15 protein-coding genes and 1 tRNA gene are annotated in these 20,403 nt (G+C 56.0%); 6 read left to right on the top strand and 10 right to left on the bottom strand.

The genetic code is table 11. The annotated features are described in order from the left end of the window. From C8D82_RS03775 to C8D82_RS03815, 9 genes are read right to left on the bottom strand one after another with little or no spacing between them, the layout of a single operon-like run. Positions 1 to 555: a pilus assembly FimT family protein gene (locus C8D82_RS03775; protein WP_116882938.1), complete on the bottom strand. Its 555-nt coding sequence runs from the start codon at positions 553 to 555 to the stop codon at positions 1 to 3. 6 nt (positions 556 to 561) lie between these two features. After that, positions 562 to 978: a type II secretion system major pseudopilin GspG gene (gene gspG / locus C8D82_RS03780; protein WP_116882939.1), complete on the bottom strand. Its 417-nt coding sequence runs from the start codon at positions 976 to 978 to the stop codon at positions 562 to 564. Between the two features lie 30 nt (positions 979 to 1,008). Further along, on the bottom strand, positions 1,009 to 2,211 hold the full coding sequence (locus tag C8D82_RS03785; RefSeq protein WP_116882940.1) for a type II secretion system F family protein: 1,203 nt from the start codon (positions 2,209 to 2,211) through the stop codon (positions 1,009 to 1,011). A gap of 15 nt (positions 2,212 to 2,226) precedes the next feature. After that, positions 2,227 to 3,831, bottom strand: a complete 1,605-nt coding sequence (locus C8D82_RS03790) for a GspE/PulE family protein (RefSeq protein ID WP_116882941.1) — start codon at positions 3,829 to 3,831, stop codon at positions 2,227 to 2,229. Between the two features lies 1 nt (position 3,832). Beyond that, the gene (locus C8D82_RS03795; protein ID WP_116882942.1) at positions 3,833 to 6,217 is read right to left on the bottom strand and encodes a secretin N-terminal domain-containing protein; all 2,385 of its coding nucleotides are present in this window, start codon (positions 6,215 to 6,217) and stop codon (positions 3,833 to 3,835) included. 47 nt (positions 6,218 to 6,264) lie between these two features. Beyond that, on the bottom strand, positions 6,265 to 7,005 hold the full coding sequence (locus C8D82_RS03800) for a hypothetical protein (protein ID WP_116882943.1): 741 nt from the start codon (positions 7,003 to 7,005) through the stop codon (positions 6,265 to 6,267). Beyond that, entirely contained in the window at positions 7,002 to 7,616 is a 615-nt protein-coding gene (locus C8D82_RS03805; RefSeq protein ID WP_116882944.1) for a hypothetical protein, read from the bottom strand. The genes C8D82_RS03800 and C8D82_RS03805 overlap by 4 nt, the downstream gene beginning before the upstream one ends. Further along, on the bottom strand, positions 7,613 to 8,842 hold the full coding sequence (locus C8D82_RS03810) for a hypothetical protein (protein ID WP_116882945.1): 1,230 nt from the start codon (positions 8,840 to 8,842) through the stop codon (positions 7,613 to 7,615). Before C8D82_RS03810 ends, C8D82_RS03805 begins: the two co-directional genes overlap by 4 nt. Before the next feature lie 14 nt (positions 8,843 to 8,856). After that, positions 8,857 to 9,780 carry a hypothetical protein gene (locus C8D82_RS03815; RefSeq protein WP_116882946.1) on the bottom strand — a complete coding sequence of 308 codons (924 nt, stop codon included), beginning with the start codon at positions 9,778 to 9,780 and terminating at the stop codon, positions 8,857 to 8,859. Positions 9,781 to 9,955: 175 nt separating this feature from the next. On the opposite strand from C8D82_RS03815, the gene C8D82_RS03820 reads away from it, so the two are divergent. From C8D82_RS03820 to C8D82_RS03845, 6 genes are all read left to right on the top strand, one after another. Next, positions 9,956 to 10,040 (top strand) — tRNA-Leu (locus C8D82_RS03820). A 164-nt stretch (positions 10,041 to 10,204) separates the two neighbouring features. Next, positions 10,205 to 11,500 carry a tyrosine-type recombinase/integrase gene (locus C8D82_RS03825; protein ID WP_133245049.1) on the top strand — a complete coding sequence of 432 codons (1,296 nt, stop codon included), beginning with the start codon at positions 10,205 to 10,207 and terminating at the stop codon, positions 11,498 to 11,500. A gap of 370 nt (positions 11,501 to 11,870) precedes the next feature. Then, positions 11,871 to 13,295 (top strand): DNA primase family protein, encoded by a 1,425-nt coding sequence (locus C8D82_RS03830; protein WP_116882948.1) that lies wholly within the window; start codon positions 11,871 to 11,873, stop codon positions 13,293 to 13,295. A gap of 128 nt (positions 13,296 to 13,423) precedes the next feature. After that, positions 13,424 to 13,903: a tetratricopeptide repeat protein gene (locus tag C8D82_RS03835; RefSeq protein ID WP_116882949.1), complete on the top strand. Its 480-nt coding sequence runs from the start codon at positions 13,424 to 13,426 to the stop codon at positions 13,901 to 13,903. After that, on the top strand, positions 13,879 to 14,436 hold the full coding sequence (locus tag C8D82_RS03840; protein ID WP_116882950.1) for a hypothetical protein: 558 nt from the start codon (positions 13,879 to 13,881) through the stop codon (positions 14,434 to 14,436). The genes C8D82_RS03835 and C8D82_RS03840 overlap by 25 nt, the downstream gene beginning before the upstream one ends. A 305-nt stretch (positions 14,437 to 14,741) precedes the next feature. Beyond that, the gene (locus C8D82_RS03845; RefSeq protein ID WP_116882951.1) at positions 14,742 to 15,296 is read left to right on the top strand and encodes a hypothetical protein; all 555 of its coding nucleotides are present in this window, start codon (positions 14,742 to 14,744) and stop codon (positions 15,294 to 15,296) included. 387 nt (positions 15,297 to 15,683) lie between these two features. On the opposite strand, the gene C8D82_RS03850 is transcribed toward C8D82_RS03845, so the two are convergent. Further along, positions 15,684 to 20,126, bottom strand: a complete 4,443-nt coding sequence (locus C8D82_RS03850; protein ID WP_165832812.1) for a PAS domain-containing protein — start codon at positions 20,124 to 20,126, stop codon at positions 15,684 to 15,686. Positions 20,127 to 20,403: the final 277 nt, after the last annotated feature.

Genomic DNA, 20,403 nt, shown 5'->3' on the forward strand with positions numbered 1-20,403 from the left:
TCAGAACGCGATTCCTTCCTCGACCATCAGGCGGCCGGTCAATGGAGAGATGGTCATGACCCGGCTCCAGTCACGAAACTGAAGCCGGAATTCGCGCACACCGGAGGCACTGCCGTCCGGGAAAAAACGGAAAACCTCAATCCGGTCGCCGACATTGCCCAGCTCCCCGGTCTCGGTATTCATCACAAACTCCTCGGGCAGCAGCCACTTCAGCTCCGCGAAACTGGCCGGAATGTCAAATTCTTCACTCTCCGGCTCCTGGTCCGGCGGTTCGAGCAGGACCACGGCGTCGCGGTCGACTTCGACCGGTTCGGGATCGCCGGAGCGGAAGGAGCGGTCCTCCGGCAGGTAACAGATGACCCGATCCCGTCCCAACTCGGCGGCCTGCGCGCGCGCGGCCATGCAGAACTGCCGGAAGGCCAGCACGCTGTTTTCAAACTGCGCCGGACCGGAACGCTTCCGCAGCATCGACACCGAAATCCCCAGCACCAGCGTCATAATCGCGACGACGGCGACCAGCTCAATCAGAGTGAAGTTGTTCCGGCGCAACGCCATTTGCTCTTATTCCCAGTTGTTGATATCGGCGTTCTCGCCCTCGCCGCCGGGCTGGCCGTCGCCGCCGTAGCTGGAGAGGTCGAATTCACCGTGTTCGCCGGGGAACACGTAGACGTATTCGTTGCCCCACGGGTCTTTCGGCACATTCGGCTTGATGTAGGGGCCGTCCCACTTCTCGGCCTGATCGACGTTTTCAGTCAGCGCTTCAAGCGACTCCGGATAGCTGCCGGTGTCGAGCTTCAGGTCCATCAGCGACTGTTCGATCAGCTTGATCTGGGTTTTGGCGGTGCTGATTTTCGCGTTGCGCACGTGCCGGAAGTAGAGCGGCGTCGCAATCGACGCGAGCATCACCAGGATCACGATCACAACGACCACCTCAATGAGGGTAAACCGGCCGCGTTTGAAGTTCTTGTTCTGTTTCATAGTTCAAATCTCCTTAAGGTTGAGTAACGTTTAATTGACCTCGTTGATTTCCATGATCGCCATGAAGATGGAGACCACGACCACCAACACCATCAGCGCCAGAAACACGATCACCACCGGTTCGAAGAGGCTCAGCAGCCGCTTCACCTTGCGGCGGGTATTCTCCTCAAGGTGGGCGGCGCTCTTGGTCAGCATCGCGCCGACCGCGCCGGACTCCTCGCCCACCCGGATCCGCGCCGCCAGGCCGGGCGGCACAAAGGGGTTTCCGCTCAGGCCGGCGGAGAGCTTTTCGCCGCCGCGCAGCCGCCCTTCCAGATTGGAAAAGCTCGCGCGGATCACCTGATTCTGGATCACCCGCGTCGCGATACGCACGGTGCGGATGATGTCGACATGGTTGCTGACCAGAATCGCCAGCGTCCGCATGAATTTTCCCATCTCCATCTCCACAAGCAGCTTGCCGAAAACCGGCACCCGCGTCGCGATCAGGCTGCGCCATTCGCGCAGCTGGGCGATGCCGTAGCGCCACTTCAGGACCAGCCAGCCGCCGATCAGCGCCGCCGGAACAATCCAGCAGGCGTGCATGATCACCGTGCTGACCGTCGTCAGGAACACCATCGAACCGGGCTGCTCGCGCCCCATGTCCGCGAAAATCTGCGCAAAACGGGGCACGAACACCGTAAACATCAGGATCGCGACCATCACCGTGATGCTCAGCACCACCGCCGGGTAGATCGAACTGGAGACCACGAATTCACGCATTTCTTTGCTCTCGGACATGAAACGCTGCAGCTCCTCGACCACCTCCGGCAGACAGCCGGTCTCCTCGCCGGTTTCGATCAGGTTCGCATAGAAGCCGGGGAACACCGAACCGTAGGAGCGCACCAGATCCGAGAACTTCTTGCCCTCGTGCAACCCCTGCCGCAGCGTATTGGCCAGATCGCGCAGTTCGTCGTCCGACGCGCTTTCGCTGATGATCGCCAGCGACCGCTCCAGCGGGATGTTCGCCGAAAGCAGCGGAGCGAGCTGACTGGTGAATTCATAGCTGTCCACCTTGCGGTACGGCAGCCAGCGGCGCGGCCCCGCCTCCTCGCCGTCGGCTTCGCCGCAGCAGCGGATCGGGGTCATTCCCCGGCTGCGCAGCTTGGCGGCGGCCTCCTGCATGGAATCGGCTTCGATGTCGATTTCCGTGCCGGACCTGCCGGGAGCTGCGGCGATATATTTATAACGGGGCATAAGCGGGTCCCTCCCTTATCCTTCCTGCGCCGAACGGGCCAGTTCCTCGGCGGTCGTGACGCCGGCCCTGACCTTCGCAATGCCGTCCTCGCGCAGCGTGACCATGCCGTTCGCAATCGCCAGCCGTTCCAGTTCGGAGCTGGGGACGTTTTTGTTGACCGCCTGCCGGATGTCATCGTTCATGCGCAGCAGCTCGAAAATGCCGCACCGCCCCTTGTAGCCGGTGCCGTTGCAGCGGCGGCATTTGCCGCCGGAGGCATCGGAGCCCGTTCCGCGGCAGGCGGTACAGGTCTTGCGCACCAGCCGCTGCGACAGCACGCCGTAGAGCGCCGACGCGACCAGAAAGCTTTCCATGCCCATATCGATCAGGCGGGTCACCGCGCCGACCGCGTCGTTGGTGTGAAGCGTCGAGAGCACAAGGTGTCCGGTCAGCGCCGCATTGATCGCGATGTCGGCGGTTTCGCGGTCGCGGATCTCGCCGACCAGAATGATGTCGGGGTCCTGGCGCACGATCGAGCGCAGTCCCGAAGCGAACGTCACGCCGATCTTGGAATTCACCTGCATCTGGCAGAGTCCGGCCATCTTGTATTCGACCGGGTCCTCGACGGTGATGATCTTCTTCCTGTGGTCGTTCAGCTGCGCGATCACGCTGTACAAAGTGGTGGTTTTGCCGGAACCGGTCGGCCCGACCACCAGAATCATCCCGTGCGGAATCTGAATCAGTTCGTTGAACTGCTCCAGATCCCGGTCGGACATGCCGAGGGTGCGCAGATCGAAAGTGACCGCGTCGTTGTTCAGCAGACGCAGCACGATGCTCTCGCCGGTCAGGATCGGGATGGTGCTCACGCGCATATCGAGCTTGACCCGCCCGACCTGAAAGTTGGTGCGGCCGTCCTGCGGCAGGCGGCTTTCAGCGATGTTCAGCCCCGCGATCAGCTTGATGCGCGACGCGATCGCCGGGAACTGGGAACGCGGGACATTCATGATTTCGGCCAGCACGCCATCCACCCGGCAGCGGATCGACACCGAATCCTCGCCCGGTTCCACGTGGATGTCCGACGCTCCCAGCTCGATCGCGCGGTTGAACACATCGTTGACCAACCGCACGATCCGCGCTTCGCCGGCCATCGTGCGCAGGGTGTTTTCATCCTCGGCGCCGGTCACGGAAAGCTCGTCCTCCTCCGGCTCATTCTGGCTGAGACGGCCGAGCAGCCGTTCCAGGAAGGGGCGGCGAACCAGTTCAAACTCGCAGCGCAGCCCGACCGCGCGGCTGAACAAATAGACCTGTTTATCCAGATCGTAGGGATCGCAGATCAGCAGGCGCATCGAATTTTCATCCCAGGCGAAGGGCAGACAGAGATTCGCATTCAGACACTCGGCGGAGAGGCCGGGGTAGACTTCGGGTTCGGTCAACTCTTCTTCGTCCGCCAGCGGCAGGTGGAACACCTCGCCGTAGAGCGCCAGCAGCTCCGGCTCAGAAACCGCCCCGGCTTCCAGCAGCCGCCGGTCAGCGACACGGCTGCCGGATTCCGCGAGAAAACCGGCGTAGTCCGGGAAACGCTCAGTCAGCTTCGCCGCGAGCGTTTTCACCAAATCAGTGTGAGTTGCCGCATCCGCCATTTCAGTTCAACTCCGTTTTGGGGTCGGTGACGCCGGGCTGCTTCGGCACGGCTTCGACCTTCACCTTGAGGCGCTCCGCGTCCTCTTTATCCTTCTTTTCCATATCGCTTTCAAAGAGACTCAGCGCCTTGACCGAGCTGTTATAGCGCCGGATCATCTCCTCGACCGGACTTTTCCCGTTTACGATATAGCCGGTCACCAGCACCAGCAGCTCGGTCCGCTCGACCGACTGGTTGGTATTGCCGAAGAAACGCCTCAAAAACGGGATATCCGCAATGATCGGCACCGACTGGAGCCTGTCATTATTCTTTTCCTGAATCATGCCGCCGATCACCATGGTTTTTCCGTTGGCGATGGTCATAGCGGTATTCAATACGCGCGTGCTGATGACCGGTGTATCCGTCGCACTGGTAATGGTGTTTTTTATCGCCTCGGAAACCTTCTGTTCGATCTGCATCGAAATCAGGTCGGTACTGGTCACCTGCGGAATCAGGCTCAGGATGATGCCGGTTTCCTCATAAGTGTAACTGCGCGTCACATTGCCGGTGGCGGAATCCGAAGTCGTCAGGTCCTGAGTCAGGATCGGCACATCCTGCCCCACCTGAATCTTCGCTGTGGTATTGCTGGTGACCAGCAGCTGCGGGCTGGAGATCACCTTGATGTTGTCGCGCCCGGCCAATGCCCGCAGATAGCCGAAGTTTTCTTCGGGGTTGTCCTTGTCGAAGATACCGAGCTTGAACCCTTCGGAGGAGGAATCGTTCATCCCGATGTCGTTGAAATTGGTTCCGGTGGAGACGCCGGTGCCGCCGCCGTAACTGACGTTGTTGAACTGAAGCCCGAATTCGTTGCTGTCGGTCAGGGTGATTTCCACGATCAGAATCTGGAACAGCACCTGCGCCGGCACCACATCCAGCCGGTCGAGCAGCGCCTTGATCATCGCATAGGTGCGCGGCGTGGTGCGGATCACCAGCCGGTTCTGAACACCGTCAGCGAAAAGCCGCACCGGAGTATTGAACACGTTGGAAACCAAATCCAGTTCCGTATTGGATTGATTGTTGGTCGAATACCGGTTCTGGCTGTTGGTATTGGTGTTCTGATTCCGGGTCTGCTGCGTGGTGATCTGCGAAGTCCGGGTCTGCTCGGAGGTGCTGTTGCTGCGGTTGAAGCTCGTGTCCACCGTCAGCGAAGTTCCCTGCGTGGAGAAGATCACCGACAGCGCCTGCGCCAAATACTCCGCCTTGTCGTGGGTGACCTTGTACACGTACATCCGTTCCTGCGTGGAGGAGTCGGCGTTATCGAGGATACTGATCCAGTTGCGCACCTCTTTGATCGCCTCCTCCGTCGCGGCGGTGACCGCGAGAATCTGAATCCGGTCCACGCCGGTCAACTGCACCGCTCCGGGGACTTCGGTCTTATCGGTCGCCAGCACCACCGGGAACCCCAGTACCGGCAGCACCTCCGAAAGCTCCTGCGCGATCGCCGACGGCTTCACATTGCGGCAGTGGACCACCGCACGCGGCCAGTTCTGCCTTCCCGGCTGATCCAGCAGCTCGAGCACCTCCTTGAGCTTCGGAATATTTTCCAGCCGGTCGCAGAGCACGATCACATTGGAGCGGGTCGCCTCGACCGCCACTCCGGCGGGACTCAGGAAAGGCTTCAACTGCGCGACCGCGTCCTTGGCGGTCACATTGAACAAAGAATACGAGATCACCTCCGCCCCGCTGGTCAGCCGGTTCCGGTTCCGCAGCGCGGAACGCCCGGGGAGCTTGGCGGCGGGCATGATTTCGAGCAGCTGGCCGTTGCGGATCGCGCCCGCTCCGGCAAGCTGCAGCGTCTGGTCGAAGGCTTCCCACAGTTCGCGGCGGGTCATGCGCGAATTCAAATTCAGCGTCACGGTGCTCTTGAGATCGCTGTCGGCGGTGAAGTTGAAGCCGAGGATGTCCGCGAACGCCGGCAGCGTATCCACCAGCGGCGAACTGTTGAAAACCAGCACCACGTCGAGCATCTCGTCCGCATCGAGCGTCATCAGGTCCTCATAGTATGGCGGCGGCGTGGCGGGCCGGCCGGGCGACCGCTCCGGGGACGGCTTCGCCCCGTCGCGGGAGACGGCGGCGGCCATCTTGTCGAACTCCGCATCAGTGGGATTCACCTGCTTTTCGCCGACCGCATCGGGCAGCTTTTCCGCGGCTTCGGTGAACTTGCGCTCCTCGTTGCGCCTGATGAAGTCGAACTTGTCATCCGGCTCCCGGTTCTTCTGCTCCTCGGAACGCTGTTCCGCCTCCATCAGCGACTCGCAGCCGCCGGAGCAGAGCAGTCCGAACAGCAGCGAAGCCGAACACACCATCGACAGATACCGGCGCTGATTGTAAGAGAGTTTACGCGACATAATCTTTTTTCCTGATCCCAATTATAAGTTTATGATGCCTGCATCGATTAACGGTTGTTGCGGTTGTTGCCGCGTCCGGGAGCCGCCGGGCGATTGTTGTTCTGGTTCTGCTGGCTGTTCTGCCGGATCAGCTGCTCCATCACGCGCATCTGCCGCATCATCATGAACTGCTGCATCTGCTGCGCGTTGGGCCGGTTCTGCCGGGCGGCGGCCGCGGCGGCAGCCACGGTCGAAGGCAGATTCTTGGAAGCGGTTTCCAGCTGCAATTCCAGCTTGCCGCCTCCCCGGCTCAAAGTCACGCTGTCGGAGCCGATCGAACTGAGCACATAACCGTTTTCCAGCGCTTCGCCGAGCCGCAGAAACTGCTTCAGCGGCGGCTCGGTGACCTGCTGTGCGGTTCCATTGCGGTTATTGGCAGTGCGGCGCGGCGGACCGCCCCGGCGGTTGCGTTTCTGCTGGATGATCGCCCCCTCGAAGTTCCCCACCCGGTAGATGCCGAGCAGCGCCATCTGGGCCGAACCGCCGCCCCAGCGGCTGTTCAGCGCCTCGGGACAGCGCGCCACATTGAAGATATTATTCGCCAGCAGGATCTGCGCGGCCTCGCTGCCGCCGAGCTGCGCCGTCTTCGGGGGCGCCGGCTTCACAGCCGCCGGTTTCCCGTTTTTTGCCGAACGGTCTTTCCCGGCGACATACTGCACTTCGGAAGTCCCGCCCCGGAAAAAGCCCGCCGCCTGATACACGACGCCTCCGGCCAGCAGGAAATTCAACAGAATCAACCAGATTTTCATTGCCGCGCCCCCTGTTTTTCACCTTTTGCGGCCTCCTCCTGAACCGTCTCGCATCCGAGCAGCCTGAGAGTGCCGCTGAAAAAGATCCGTTCGGAGTTCTGAGACTGTTCCGGCCTCAGGTCGACCCGTTTCCATCCGAGCGGCGGCTTCACCTTGCCCAGCTCACGCCAGAAGACGGTCAAAAGCTCCAGAGGAGCCGCAGTATTCACTTCCACCTCCAGAAAGTAAAGATCGTTGTTGAGCCGGCTGCGCCGCGCTGCGCCGATGTTGACCTGTTCCAATTCAGCAGTGCGAGCGGCGGTTTCGATCTTCCGGCGCAATTCGATGTCGGGCAGCCCGTCGCGTGATTCAACCCAGCACTCCCCGGTCAGTTCTTTGAATTTCGCGGAAACCGCGGCAAACTCCTTCTGCTTCGCTTCCGCCTCCTCAAACGCGGCGGCGGCCTTCTTCTGCTCGCGCCGCGCATTCTCCAGCGTATTTTCACTAGGGAACAACCCGGCCAGACTCACGTCGGCGCTGACCAGCAGCACCATCGCCGAAAACAACAGCCCGCCGATGCAGAATATGATTTTAGAGCGGGTGGTGCTCAACAGACTCTTTTTCGGACTCATTTCACCTCTCCCGTCCGGTTCAGTTTCACGGTGATCATGCTCAGCGTATCGTTGACTTTGCGGCTCTGCAGCGTCGCCACCTTGAAGCCGGGCACCTTGCGCAGCGCGGGGCCGATATCGAGATTCTCCTGTGTGGTATGCAGCGTCAGATCGATCCCGGTGTCGGTGATCCGGAAACTGCTGACCAATACCGCGGCAGGAATCACATTCGCGATGCGCGCCAATGTAACCGGCATCTCCCGGTCACCGAAATTCTGCTCCAGCACCCGGTTCATCTCCTTGAGCTCCTTGTCGCAGCTGCGCATCCGACGCTGAATTTCAGTGGTACGGCTCTTGTATCCCGCCGTGCGGGAAGTGATCAAGGAATATTCCGAATGGAACGACAGGATATTTCCTCCGGCATTCCACAGCCACATGCCCAGCAGCAGCACCAGCAGAATCACCGCCAGCCGCAACTGCGAGCGCAGCCGCTGCGGGCGCAACTGCTTCGGCAGCAGCTCCAGCCCGGCCTTCCGGTGCCGGAATCCGGGAGCGGCGACAAACCGCGCGATCAGCAGCTCCGGCAGGAACTTGCGAAAATTCTCCTCGCGATAGCCATCGGAGAAATCGAACTCCTTTTTCAGCAGTTCCACCGCCTCGTCATTGCAGTGAATTCCGGCGGCCGCCGGATGGAATGAACCGTCGGCCCAATAGAAATCCGGTTCGAAAAGCGGCAGGAACACCCTGCTTCCCGCCGGAAGCTCCGGCAACGCCAGAAACGGCGAAATGCAATCGTCCACCTGGAGGCGCAACTCCGCCAGCAGGTCGCAGAACCGGTTCAACTCTTCGCGCGGCGTGACCTGTACGCCGACATTCAGCATTCCCTCCTCATCGGCGGGGTCGGCGGTGAACTGCAACGCCCACTCCGGCGGGAGCTTCAACACCTGCTGCGGCACCTCGAACTGCAACGCCGACGCCAATTCCCGCGGCGACATCTCCGGCATCCGGCTCCGGAAGAAAACCGCCCCCGGAAACGCCGCGCCGATCACCAGCGTCATGTCGCGGCGGCGATCCAGCTTCCGGCAGAGATCAGCCAGCCGGTCCGCCGCGCTCCGCTCATCAGGCGGCACCTCCAGCGCACGGATCACGGTCAGGCGTTTGTGACGGCGCTGCAGGCGCATGCCGTGCAACGTGCCGTCGTTGCCGACCGTCACGATCAGGTATTCCATCGCTCCAAAAAGACGCATATCGCTTTCCTCCGTCACATGCCCGGGGGCGGCGGCGGCATTCCTCCTCCGAAATCACCGTGAGGCGGGAAGCCGCCCGGATGCCCCCCGCCCCAACTGCTTCCTGAGGAACGGCGCGAAGAGGAGACCGCAGTGGAATTCACCGCGGAATCGTCCTGCTTGATCACGGTGACGCCGGCATCTTCGCCGGGAGCCCCCGCCCGAAGCTGCTCAAGGGTGATTCCGGCCTGTTTGACCATGGTGCGGAACTTCTCGCGGGCGGCGTCTTCATCCTCGGAGCGCAATTTTTCCAATTCGGCATACGCTTCCGGGTTGAGCCGTTCCAACATGCGGTTGGCGCGCCGGATATAGAGCCGGTTGCTGTTGCGGATCGAAACCAGTCGCTTCCGGGCGGTCTCCAGCGGAACTTCCGGCAAGGTGATTTCCGCCTTGGCGGCAAGCGCCTGCAATTTCTTCAGCGCGGCGGCGGAATCGGTTTCAAGCAATTTTTCAATTTCGGCAAATTCGGTCGGAAACTTCGCTTTGAGCTGCTCAAACACTTTCTGCCATTCGGCGTTGGCGGCGGCCTGCGTATCGGCGCCGCCGTTGTCCCGGCGACGATTGCCGCCGCGCCCCATCATCGGCAATTCGACGCCGGCCTTGGAAGCGAGTTCGCGGAATTTGCTCATCGCGGCGCGCCGGTCGGAGGACTGGAGTTTTTCATACTCGGCATATTCGGCAGGCAGCTTGGCCTTGATCTCCTCCTGCGCCTTGCGGAAACTCTCCATCATCGCGCCGCCCATGCCTCCGGGGCCGGAGCGGCGCGAACCGAAATTCCGCCCGCTGCGCTCGCCGCTGCCCGGAGCGGTATTTTCCTGCGCCTCGTTTTCGGCAGCGGAGGCCAGCATGGCCGCGGCAAGCACCGCCGGCACCAGTGTCAGAAATCGATGACTGAACATGATCGTTTTCCCTGTCGTTTATGAATGAATCTGCCTGAAAAGTCACACTTCAATAACGCAGGAAAAAAATCGTTTATTGTCCGTCAGTGCGGATTATTCGGAAAGTAATCGGATTTTTTTAAAAAACGAGGTGGATTTTTCACGATACATCCGCTATTTTATCAGAGCATCTCCGGCCCGGGTGGCGGAATGGCAGACGCAGCAGACTTAAAATCTGCAACTCATAGAGTGTACGGGTTCAAGTCCCGTCCCGGGTACCACTTTTACGCCCGGAAACGCCCTTTGAGGTACCACTGAGTACCACTCGAAAATTTCTCATCCCCCTGTTTTCGGCTTTCTCCGGCTTCGGACGATACCGGCAATTACCGGCACATTTTCTGCAGTTATTCTTTGCCACAGAAACTTTTAACAAAGAGGTTCTTCTGTGGCTAAGAAATCGTTACGCTTGAGCGTCGGGTCGATTTTCACCAAAGGTCCCGGCAAAATCTACTTCTACCGTTATCAACTCGACGGGCACCGCAAGACCGTCAGTCTGCAAACCACCAATCGTGCCGAGGCGGTCAAAAAAGCCGAAGCTCTGCTGCCGATCATCAAGGCGACTTCAACCGAAGTCATCGCCGCCCACGTACAACAGGCCAGAGGTTTGAGCTCTCCGATACGCGAGCTGTCGCTTGACGGCGTCTGGGACTACTATTCCACGCATCCGGAACGCGCCACGCCCGCCACCGTCAACGAACAGATTCAGTATCATACCACCCTTGACGAATTCATCCGCTTCATCGGCAATCCTCAGATGGAAGTCGGCAAGATCAGCAGCCAGCACACCGAAAAATTCGCTCAATATCTGAAAAGTACCGGCATTGCCGTCTGTACTCACAACCGCAAAATCAAACGACTCCGCAAAATCTTCTCCACCCTGGGCGAATTTCGAGACGCGGAAAACCCGTTCCGAACAATTCTTTTTCGCCGGGAACGTGAAGAACAGGGCCTCGGGGTCCGCCGCCTTGCTTTCAACCGGGAGCAGGAGCGGCAGCTTCTTGAAGTCCTTGACGATCCGCAATATCGCGTGATGAACAAACCCGAAATCCGAGTGATCTACCATCTCGGCATGTACACCGGCCAGCGGCTCAAAGACTGTGTCCTGCTGCAATGGCGAAGCATCGACCTCGAACGGCGGCGGATCTGGGTCAAACAGTTCAAAACCGGCAAGGAAGTCACGATTCCGATTGCGGACAAGCTGCTTTCCGTGCTGCTGGAGGCCCGCCAATGGCAAAGTAACGATTATGTCTGTCCCCAAACGGCAGAACGCTACAACCACCTCGACAAAACCGGCAAAAACATCGGCAACAATCTGGTCAATCTCGACGTGCTGCGGGTGATCCGCTGGATCGGCGTAGAGCCTTCGGTTGCCGTTCCTGGACGCAAGCGCAAGGTGACACAGTACGGCTTCCACTCGCTCAGGCACACCTTCGCCAGCCATTGCGCCGAAGCCGGAGTTCCGAAAGCGGTGTTGCTCTCAATCCTCGGCACCGATTCCGAAATCGCCGACAAATACTACACGCACATCGGAGAAGAAGCCCAGTTGAAAGCCATCGAAGCCGTTACCGGAACCGAAGTTTCTTCCGCACAGGAACGAATTCGACAGGCCCTTGCCTTTCTTGCCGCCCTTCCTCCCTCTCCCGAACGTGAGAAGCTCGAAGCCATCCTGAAACCTGCTTAAAACTTTTGTTTCAAAGAAAAACATCAACGTTTTCTCTTTCTTGATTGACCAAAACTACTTTTTTTTGACATTTTCTATAAAAACTGCTACGTTGTGGTTTTCCGAAGCCTTCAAAACTTTCTTCTAGCAAATATACACAAGGATGATTACAACAATGGCTTCGTTAAAAGTAGTTTTTCACGGGAACAAAGAATTTCAAATTCATGATCGGCATTTTTCTGCCCACAACTGTAGCAGAGGATGTTGGAATGCGGCAAGTACGAGAAATGTAATATTTCTGGTACTGGAATTTTTACATCCTCCATGACACAAAAAGTTTTATTCAGCTCAATCAAAATTAGAAAAACAACAATATAAGGATTTTTTAATTATGAATAGCACAATTTTGAACAACGAATTGCTTTCTGACCAGTTTTGCGATTTACGTGATAAATATGGTCTCCCCTTCGTCTATGACAAAGCGGGGAAAGAGGTTGTCGGTATCAATCAACGCTTCTTTGCGGCCTTGTATTGCCAAGCCAGGAATCTGCTTTTCGACAAGGACGAGAAAAAGTTCTTTTTGTATGATCAATCGACTGGTCTGTGGCAGGAACAGAGTTCAAATGCACAGCTTTGTGATGTTGCCCAACTGATCATGCAATATGTTCCGAATGATTATATTCGTCTTTCAACTTCTAGAATGATTTCGCAAATTCAGAGTTTCATCAAAGGCTTAGCCGAGAAGCGGGGTGCCTTTCAGAACAAGAAGAAAAACGTCATTCACGTTGCCAACGGAATTTTGGAATTCATTTCCGGCGGCGGGTGGGAGTTGCGCAATCCCCAGCCTGAAGATTACAGCCGCAACCGTTCGGAGATTATTTACAATCCCGAATCTCAATGTCCGCAATTTCTCGACCAACTTCTGGGGGAAGCCATGCCGGAGGAAGACATCAGTCTGCTTCAGCAATATGCCGGATTGGTTCTGCTTGGTTACAATCTTTCCCAAAAGGTTTTGCTGTTGACTGGAAGTGCAGGAGGGGGTAAATCGACTTTGGTCAATATTCTGGAAGGTCTTATCGGGCGGCACAACTGCTGTGAATTGCGGACGGAACATCTTGATCAGCGATTTGAAATTGCGCGTTTTGTCGGAAAAACGCTTTTGACGGCCAAAGATGTCAAGAGCAGCTTTCTGAATACCCCGGGAGCAGCCAAAATCAAAGCTCTCACCGGAAAAGATACGTTGACGGCTGATTTTAAAGGCGTTTCCACCGGTGTCGATGTCATCGGCAATTTCAATGTCGTCATTACTGCCAACACCGAACTGCATGTTGCACTGGATGGCGACAAAGAGGCGTGGCGGAGGCGGCTGCTTTGGATCAAGTATGAACTTCCGCCGACTTCCACTCCCATTGCCGACTTCGACGAGAAGATTCTCACGGAAGAAGGTGCCGGAGTGTTGAACTGGGCGTTGGAAGGAGCTCGGAAATTACTTGTCGAAGGCGGGAAAATTAGGATGACCGCAAAGCAGACGGAACGGGTCGATAAGCTGTTGCTTGAATCCGACACGGTTGGACAATTCGTCCACAAGTGTATTGTCCTGTCTCCTGGATTGAATGCCACTTCGGAAGAACTTTGGAGCCAGTTCTATCATTATTGCGACTACCAGGGTTTGACACCGGGATCGAGGAAGCAATTTTTTATCGAATTGAAGAACGCAATGCTTACGAAATTTCATCTTTCCCAAAGCCACCGAATCAGCCGGGGCAACACACTGAAGCGCGGCTATGAGGGAATCAGAATTCGGAAAGACTGTTGATCTCGATTTTTTTGCTTTCTTAAAACGGAAACACTCCATCATGACTCTGATGATGATGGACGCCAAACGCAGAAAAGAGTGTCGGGAGTTGCGGGGAAGGCTGCTGGAACTTCTGGAAATTATCTTATATGAATGGAGAGGGAGTGGAAAAAAATTTACAGAAAGGAATCCGATGGATTCAAAAAGCAGCTGAACAAGGATATGCCGATGCTCAACTCCGTTTAGGCATTCAGTATTTCTCTGGAGAAGGTATTGCTCGCAACTTAGAATCAGCGATAAAATGGCTTCAAAAGGCTGTAGATCAAGACAATTTTACAGCGCAATATATTCTCGGTTTATTATATATGAGAGGAGAGGGGGGTGATGAAGATTTCTCCCGAGGGATCAAGTTGATCCAAAGATCTGCCGAGCAGGGCTGTGCTCCTGCACAATATGAATTAGGTACTTGCTATGCCGAAGGTAATGGAATTGAAAAAAATCTAATTCAGGCCCAATATTGGTTGGAACTGGCAGCCACGCAAAATAATATGGATGCTATTTCTCGCTTGAAAAAACTCAAAAAAGAGCTTGAAGAAGAACTCCAATGGAAAAAAAACGAGAACGCATAGAGGAAGAGTATAGCCGCTTTAAAAATATTCGTGATCCCGAGATTGAAATGGTTAAGAATGGAGTATTTCTCTTCGATCAAAGTCGAACAGTAGAGGAAGCTTTCTCAGCTCAACTGGATAATATTCGTTGGCGGAAATTCCGTGCTAAGGGGAATCGGACCATTGTCGAGGTTATAGGAACTTGGAATAATGATACTTATGGAGAAGACAAAGTAAAACGTAACTTTGCTTCAATTCTTGCCGGAATTGATTTCATCTGGGCGTTTTACCCCAAAAAAGGAGAAGAAATAATGGCACAGTTTGCAATTAATCGCACTTCAGAGTCTCCATTTTCTTTATACCGGGGAGAAATCCGAGATAGAACAGGAAAAATAAAAATTGTGAATAAATGTCCAGCCATTGCTGATTCAAGCGAACAGTACCTGAAGAAAAGGGGGTTCTTGGAATTGATGTACGGAAATGAGGAATTACGCGATGGACTCGACGCTATTGATAACCTCATGAAAGATTTAAAAAATATTCGACGGAAATGAAAATGCGAGATTAAAAGTCCAGGATCATATTTCCACAATATTGCAGGAACAGCAATTTGATTCCCATTGAGCATCTTTAAGAACAAAGTCTCGACTGTTCTTGGTTATCAAAGTAAAAAAGCCCTCTTGAAATATCCAACTATTTCAAGAGGATTCTGAGTTATTTCGCCTTTCAACTTCCACCACCCACGCGAAGATTGTTTGACTTAAAAAATATCAATAATTTTCTGTTTCTCCTTAGTTGCAAAAAACAAAATTTCATGGTATATTTACTCCATAAATTTTATCAGCACAGGAAGTAAATCATGGCCAGAATTAGTTTCCGCGACAGAAAGGATGAAATTAATCTTAACGACACTCTTCCTGATCTAATTTGGGTCGGAAATCTATCTATCGCAGAGAAGACAAAAATAACTTCAGGATTACCAACAGCTGGAGGATTACTGCGAATTCGCTGGACAAGAAATTCAGCTCTCAAGTTCCCTCGACAAGCCATTATCAATGTTTCTTATGGATATAGTTCGCAGAAAGAAAAACAACTTGAGATTATCTCTGATGCTATGGAGGATATCTTATATATAGGGAAAGCTTTGGATATCCGAGAACGTGTTTTCAGAATATTTTCACGCAAGCAAAGCTCAAATTCTACAGCGCGTAAGATTTTAGCTTTGTTGGAAAGCGCCAAAGAGGACTCTATAGGCCAACAATGTAATGATATCTCTGATGAAGAGTTAATCTTTGTGAAATCAGAAATTGTTTTAGATTATATGATCATTGACAATCCCCTACTACGGGATTTTATGAAAGCTTATGCTGTGAGTACAGAAAAATCCTGTTTGAACGTGGGATTGGAGCATTAATTAAAGGTTTTATACGTCACTTATTAAGGAGATTTCAAGGTACTTCCGTTCTCTACCGAGGTACCACATCCACGCCCGGAAAGGCATCCGGAAGTACCACCGAGTACCATTGGAAATCATTTGGAATTATATGGAACAGAGTTTCATTGCACAAAAACTTGATATCCACTTGTTGCTTCCTGAAATTCACAACACATTCAATATTTTCATCCGGGCAAAGTACCATCAAGTACCATTGAAATATATTCATCGGTACCGTTTGAGATTGGCTACGGGCGATGCCGAAGGCGTTGTTTCGGGCGGGAGAGGTAGCTTTTACGCCCGTTTTTCAGGCGAATTTTCTTACCGTCCCGGGTACCAGCTCTTGCATCACAGGCGCATCACCGGTCAGCAATCGATGGCGGTATGCTTCACCGGCAGTCCGTTCAGCAATTTCCGCAGGCCGTCCAGAGAAATGGGCTTCAGCAGAACCCCGTCGAACAATCCTTCCAGCTTCGGATCAATCTGGCTGTCGGCCGTAACCGCAATCACCGGTATCTCCCGGAGCACGGGATCGCCGGCAAGCCGCTCCGCCAGTTCGCCGCCGTTCATGCCGGGCATCCACAGGTCGGTCAGGATCACGCAAGGCAATTCCTTCGCCGCCAACTCAAGCGCCTCGGCCCCTGAAGCGCAGGCCAGATACGGCACATCCAGTTTCCGCAGCATCGCTTCGAGCACCTTGAGATTCATCGGCACATCGTCCACCAGCAGCAACGGCCGGGCGAACACCATCGAAGCCTTCTCCTTCCCGGATACGGCGCCCGCCTGCTCCGGCGCTCCTTCCTCATAACGGACATGTTCGAGAACCACGGTAAAGCAGCTTCCCCGGCCCGGTTCGCTTTCCAGTAAAAGCCGCCCGTCCATTTTCCGGATCAGCCGCTGTGAAATCGAAAGCCCCAGCCCTGTCCCTTCATAAGCACGATCCCGCACGGCATTGTCCTGTATGAACGGCTGGAACACCTTCTGCTGATACTCCCTGGAAATGCCGATCCCCGTATCGATGATTGCAATTTCCAAGGTTCCGGCTTCCGGTCCTTCACGGCGGAACTCCACCTTCAGCGTCACCCCGCCCTCCCCGGTAAACTTAACCGCGTTTCCGACCAGATTGAGCAACACCTGCCGCATCTGCTGGCCATCCAGCCACAGAAACGGCAGCCCCGACGGAACTTCCAGCTTGAAATACAGTTTCTTTTCCATCACTTTCTGGGTGAAAATGGCATTGATTTCGCCGCACAGCGCCGTGAAATCAATTTTCTCCGCTACAATCCTGACCTCACCGGCCTCAATCTTCGACAGGTCGAGAATATCGTTGATCAGGCGCAGCAAAGCGGTTCCGGCCAGATTGATCGAATGCAGGTATTCCACCTGCTCCTCCGGAGAAAGCGACTGATTCTGAAGCAGCTCGCTGAAACCGATCACCGCATTCAGAGGAGTGCGGATTTCATGGCTCATCGTGGCCAGAAAAAAGCTTTTGGCACGGTCCGCCGCCTGGGCGCTCTCCATCGCCGCCTTCAGCTTTTCACTCTGCTGCCGCGCCTCGGTCATATCCACGAAACTCTGCAGCACATTCACCAGCTTTCCCTCCTCGAAGAGCGGCCGGGATGCGACCTGATACGTCTTGCCCAGAATCTGCGCTTCTCCCTGCTGGGGCAAACCGGTCTGCAGCGTCAGGCGGACCATGCAATCCGGCGGCGGGGCTTCCCGCCGGCAGAAGCTCCGGTAGCAGGGTTCCGCCAGAATCTTCGCCCTGGAACGCCCCGCCAGCTTTTCCGCGGCGGCATTGACCCTGACCACCCGGTTCTGCGCGTCGAACAGAATCAGCGGAATATCGAGCATATTGAAAACCAGCGTCTTTTCGGACTCGCTGCGCACCAGCGTTTTGCGGCCCAGTTCCCGTTCGATCAGAATTTCGATGATCCGGGCGGCAGCCCGTACCATGCGTTCCCCGACCTCATTGAACATACTGCCGGCATCGCTCCATTCCACGCCGAGGTGTCCCCAGTATTCGCCGCGACACCAGACGCCGATGCAGAAAATCGAACTGAATTTCTGTCCGCGCAAATAGTTCCGCATCTCCCGCTGCACCGGAGTTTCCTCCTCGCCGTCCTCCCCTTTCAGGGCGACCTTCAGCATCCGTCCGTGGAACAGCTCCTCAAAGCAGGCCGGATAATCCCGCCGGACTAATTCGCGGACCATCAGCTTCGGGCTCAGCCCCCCGGCGACCCAATACTCCTCCACCGCAAATTTTTCTTTCCCGTCGACCGCCCGGAACACGCCGCAGGTATCGGAGCCCAGCCGCTCCCCGATCCTCGACACGATATGCTGCAGCGAATCGCGGAAATCGGAGTTCAACACCAGCGTCTCCATGCAGGCGTTCACGGTCTCATCCTGCTCGATACAGATTTTCAGCAGGTTATTGCTCTCAAGGAGCCTGTTCCTGTTTTCCGCCAGAGTCTCATTCTGCCGTTGCGCATCGGTCATATCCACCGCCGCCTCGAAAATGTGGCGAATTTTGCCGTCCCGGTCGAAAATCGGCTGGCTGGTCAGATGCAGATTGCGTCCTTTCAAGGTGAAATCGACCTGCTCCGACCGCCCCGAAAGCCGGACACGGGCATGGGGACACCACGACGGCGGCTCCGCACAGCCGCACAGGGACGAATAGCACTTTTTCCCGATCAGCTCCCCGATCGGCACATCTTCGGCCGCGGCGGAATTAATGCTGATGATGTTGTAATCCAGATCGAAAATCGCCAACGGGATGTCGATATTCTCCACCAGCTGTTTCTGCAGCGCAACCGTGTCGGCCACCAGCTCCATCTGCCGTTGACGCTCCCGGGCCAGCATGAACAGGTTTCCGGCGCTGCGGAGCGTCTCGCGGTCGGCGGCGGTGATCGCATGGCGCTCCCGCACGAAATCCAGTCCGAACACTCCCCATAATTGCCCGCCTTCCCGGATTTCACTGATCAGCAGCGACTTCACATCCGGCTCCTTCCCCAGCCAAGCCGCCAGTTCCTCCCGGATTTCCGGCTCCTGCGCCAGATCGTTCACGGCGATTATCCGGCGTTCGACGATCAGGCGATGCAGTTTTTGCACGCGTTCCACTTCGAAATCCCGCAGATCCCGCTTCTGAGGTGCGATCCCCTCGCGCACCCACTCAAAGCAGTTGTCCCCCACACGGTAATTGTCGGAATAACGGAAGATGAAGCAGCGGTCCGCCCCCCGATTTTCGCCGACCCGCTTCAGAATCTCATTGACGGCCGTTTCAAAATCATTTTCAACCGTGATGGTCTTCAGGCACCGGTTCAGCATCTGTTCATTACGCACAAAATCATTCAGGGCGTCGATCATGCGGTTCTGCTCATTCTCCAGCTTCCACTCCCGGGAGATATCCACGCAGAGACCGAGCAGGAAAGTCTTGCCCGGCTCCAGCTCCAGCGGAATCTTGTGGGTATGGTAGACGACGCGGGTATCCCTGACGGTCTGCAAATCCTCCACGAACACCTCCGCTTTTCCGGTGGCGACCACCTTGGCATCCTCCCGGCGGAACTGCTCCGCGCAGCCGGGATAAATGTTCGCTTCGAAATCATTCTTCCCCAGCACCTGCTCAACCGGCACGCCGGAAAACTCCGACAAAGCCCGGTTCCACAATACATACCGGTAGTCGGCGGCGGGATCTTTCAGCAGGATGCCGACCGGCACATGGTCGAGGATCGCCTGTAACAGCCGTTTCGACTCCTCCGCGCGCTGCTTGGTTTCCTCCAGTTCCGTGACCTCGGTGGCCATGCCGATCAGCAGCTTCCGCCCACCGGACTGAGTCACGATCCCTTTGATTCCGTGCAGATAATGCACCTTCCCCTGCGCATCGACCACCCGCTCGACGGACTCCAGGTTCCGCCCCGCCTCCAACGCTTCACGGTCCGCCTTGCGGAACCGCTCGACATATTCGTGGCCGGGACCGAAAATCTCCGCATCCGTCCTGCCGGCGACCTCTTCGGGAGTGCGGTTCAGGAGAGCGGCGTGGCTGCGGTTCGACAACAGATAGCGGAAACCATCCGACGCATCCTTGATGAAGATCGGACAGGGAAGCGTGTCGGCCATGATTTTCAACAGTTCATCGGTATCGCGGAACTTCCGTTCCCGCTCCCGCAGGTCCGTCACCTCCTGAATGCAGCCGACAATCCGGCGCTCCCCTTCCTCCGCGACCCCGCGGGCGCCGGCCTGCAGCCGGAAATAACGTGCGCCCCCCTTGCCGGCGCGGAAAGAGATTTCAATTTCCGGACTCCGTCCCTGCGTCAGCTCCTGCCAGGAGGCTTCAAAGGAAGCAAGGTCCTCCGGATATACCCATTGCGACGGGGGAACCGCCTTTGAATCCTCCAACGGCCAGTTGCGGTTTGCCCCGGCACTGAGCGTCAGCTCCGATCCGTCCGCCCGGCAGCTGAAATAAGCCAGATTCGCCATTTTGGCGGTCTGCTCCAAGGTAAGGAGCGCCTGATTGCTCCGGTCGCGCTCCAGATAAATGCGGCGCCGGAATTCCCGCTCGTCCTGCCGACGGCGGTGTATGGCGGCCCGAAAACGGATCATATAGACCACCATGCCGATCAGCAAAAGGAAAAACAGCACGAAAAATCCAATGACCGCCTGACATTCCATCCGGTAATTCCGCCACAGAAAGGCCACATCGGTTGATACGGAGCCGGAAGATTCGGCGGCCGACACGGCAAACGGCAGGAGAACTCCGGCCAAACAGCAAATCAGGGCTTTTCTCCCCCTGCTCCAACTTGAATCGGTCATGCTTCCAAAATTCCTTTTCCGGAAAGGGGGCGGCCTGATACCGGCGTTGTGCGGGGGGTATTGCATTGAGCTTCGGGAGAAAGGCGCAAGAAAAAACCTGTCCTGACCGCACATCGTCGGCACTCCTCTCTGAAATAAAGCATCAATGTCAACAGGCATAAATTTCCAATTAATATATTATACCTCAGAGAGAGGTAAAAAGCAACAAACAAATATCCCCTTTCCCCAAAATAGAACAAAAAAATTCCATTATTTTCTCAAACCCCGCTTTTCCGCT

The sequence above is a fragment of the Victivallis vadensis genome (assembly GCF_003096415.1).
GTDB classification, from domain to species: Bacteria; Verrucomicrobiota; Lentisphaeria; order Victivallales; family Victivallaceae; genus Victivallis; species Victivallis vadensis.

Excerpts from the sequence above, each read along its gene's own strand:
- C8D82_RS03775 (WP_116882938.1), bottom strand. The coding sequence starts at position 555 with ATGGCGTTGCGCCGGAACAACTTCACTCTGATTGAGCTGGTCGCCGTC.
- gspG (WP_116882939.1), bottom strand. The coding sequence starts at position 978 with ATGAAACAGAACAAGAACTTCAAACGCGGCCGGTTTACCCTCATTGAG.
- C8D82_RS03785 (WP_116882940.1), bottom strand. The coding sequence starts at position 2,211 with ATGCCCCGTTATAAATATATCGCCGCAGCTCCCGGCAGGTCCGGCACG.
- C8D82_RS03790 (WP_116882941.1), bottom strand. The coding sequence starts at position 3,831 with ATGGCGGATGCGGCAACTCACACTGATTTGGTGAAAACGCTCGCGGCG.
- C8D82_RS03795 (WP_116882942.1), bottom strand. The coding sequence starts at position 6,217 with ATGTCGCGTAAACTCTCTTACAATCAGCGCCGGTATCTGTCGATGGTG.
- C8D82_RS03800 (WP_116882943.1), bottom strand. The coding sequence starts at position 7,005 with ATGAAAATCTGGTTGATTCTGTTGAATTTCCTGCTGGCCGGAGGCGTC.
- C8D82_RS03805 (WP_116882944.1), bottom strand. The coding sequence starts at position 7,616 with ATGAGTCCGAAAAAGAGTCTGTTGAGCACCACCCGCTCTAAAATCATA.
- C8D82_RS03810 (WP_116882945.1), bottom strand. The coding sequence starts at position 8,842 with ATGCGTCTTTTTGGAGCGATGGAATACCTGATCGTGACGGTCGGCAAC.
- C8D82_RS03815 (WP_116882946.1), bottom strand. The coding sequence starts at position 9,780 with ATGTTCAGTCATCGATTTCTGACACTGGTGCCGGCGGTGCTTGCCGCG.
- C8D82_RS03830 (WP_116882948.1), top strand. The coding sequence starts at position 11,871 with ATGAATAGCACAATTTTGAACAACGAATTGCTTTCTGACCAGTTTTGC.
- C8D82_RS03835 (WP_116882949.1), top strand. The coding sequence starts at position 13,424 with ATGAATGGAGAGGGAGTGGAAAAAAATTTACAGAAAGGAATCCGATGG.
- C8D82_RS03840 (WP_116882950.1), top strand. The coding sequence starts at position 13,879 with ATGGAAAAAAAACGAGAACGCATAGAGGAAGAGTATAGCCGCTTTAAA.
- C8D82_RS03845 (WP_116882951.1), top strand. The coding sequence starts at position 14,742 with ATGGCCAGAATTAGTTTCCGCGACAGAAAGGATGAAATTAATCTTAAC.
- C8D82_RS03850 (WP_165832812.1), bottom strand. The coding sequence starts at position 20,126 with ATGACCGATTCAAGTTGGAGCAGGGGGAGAAAAGCCCTGATTTGCTGT.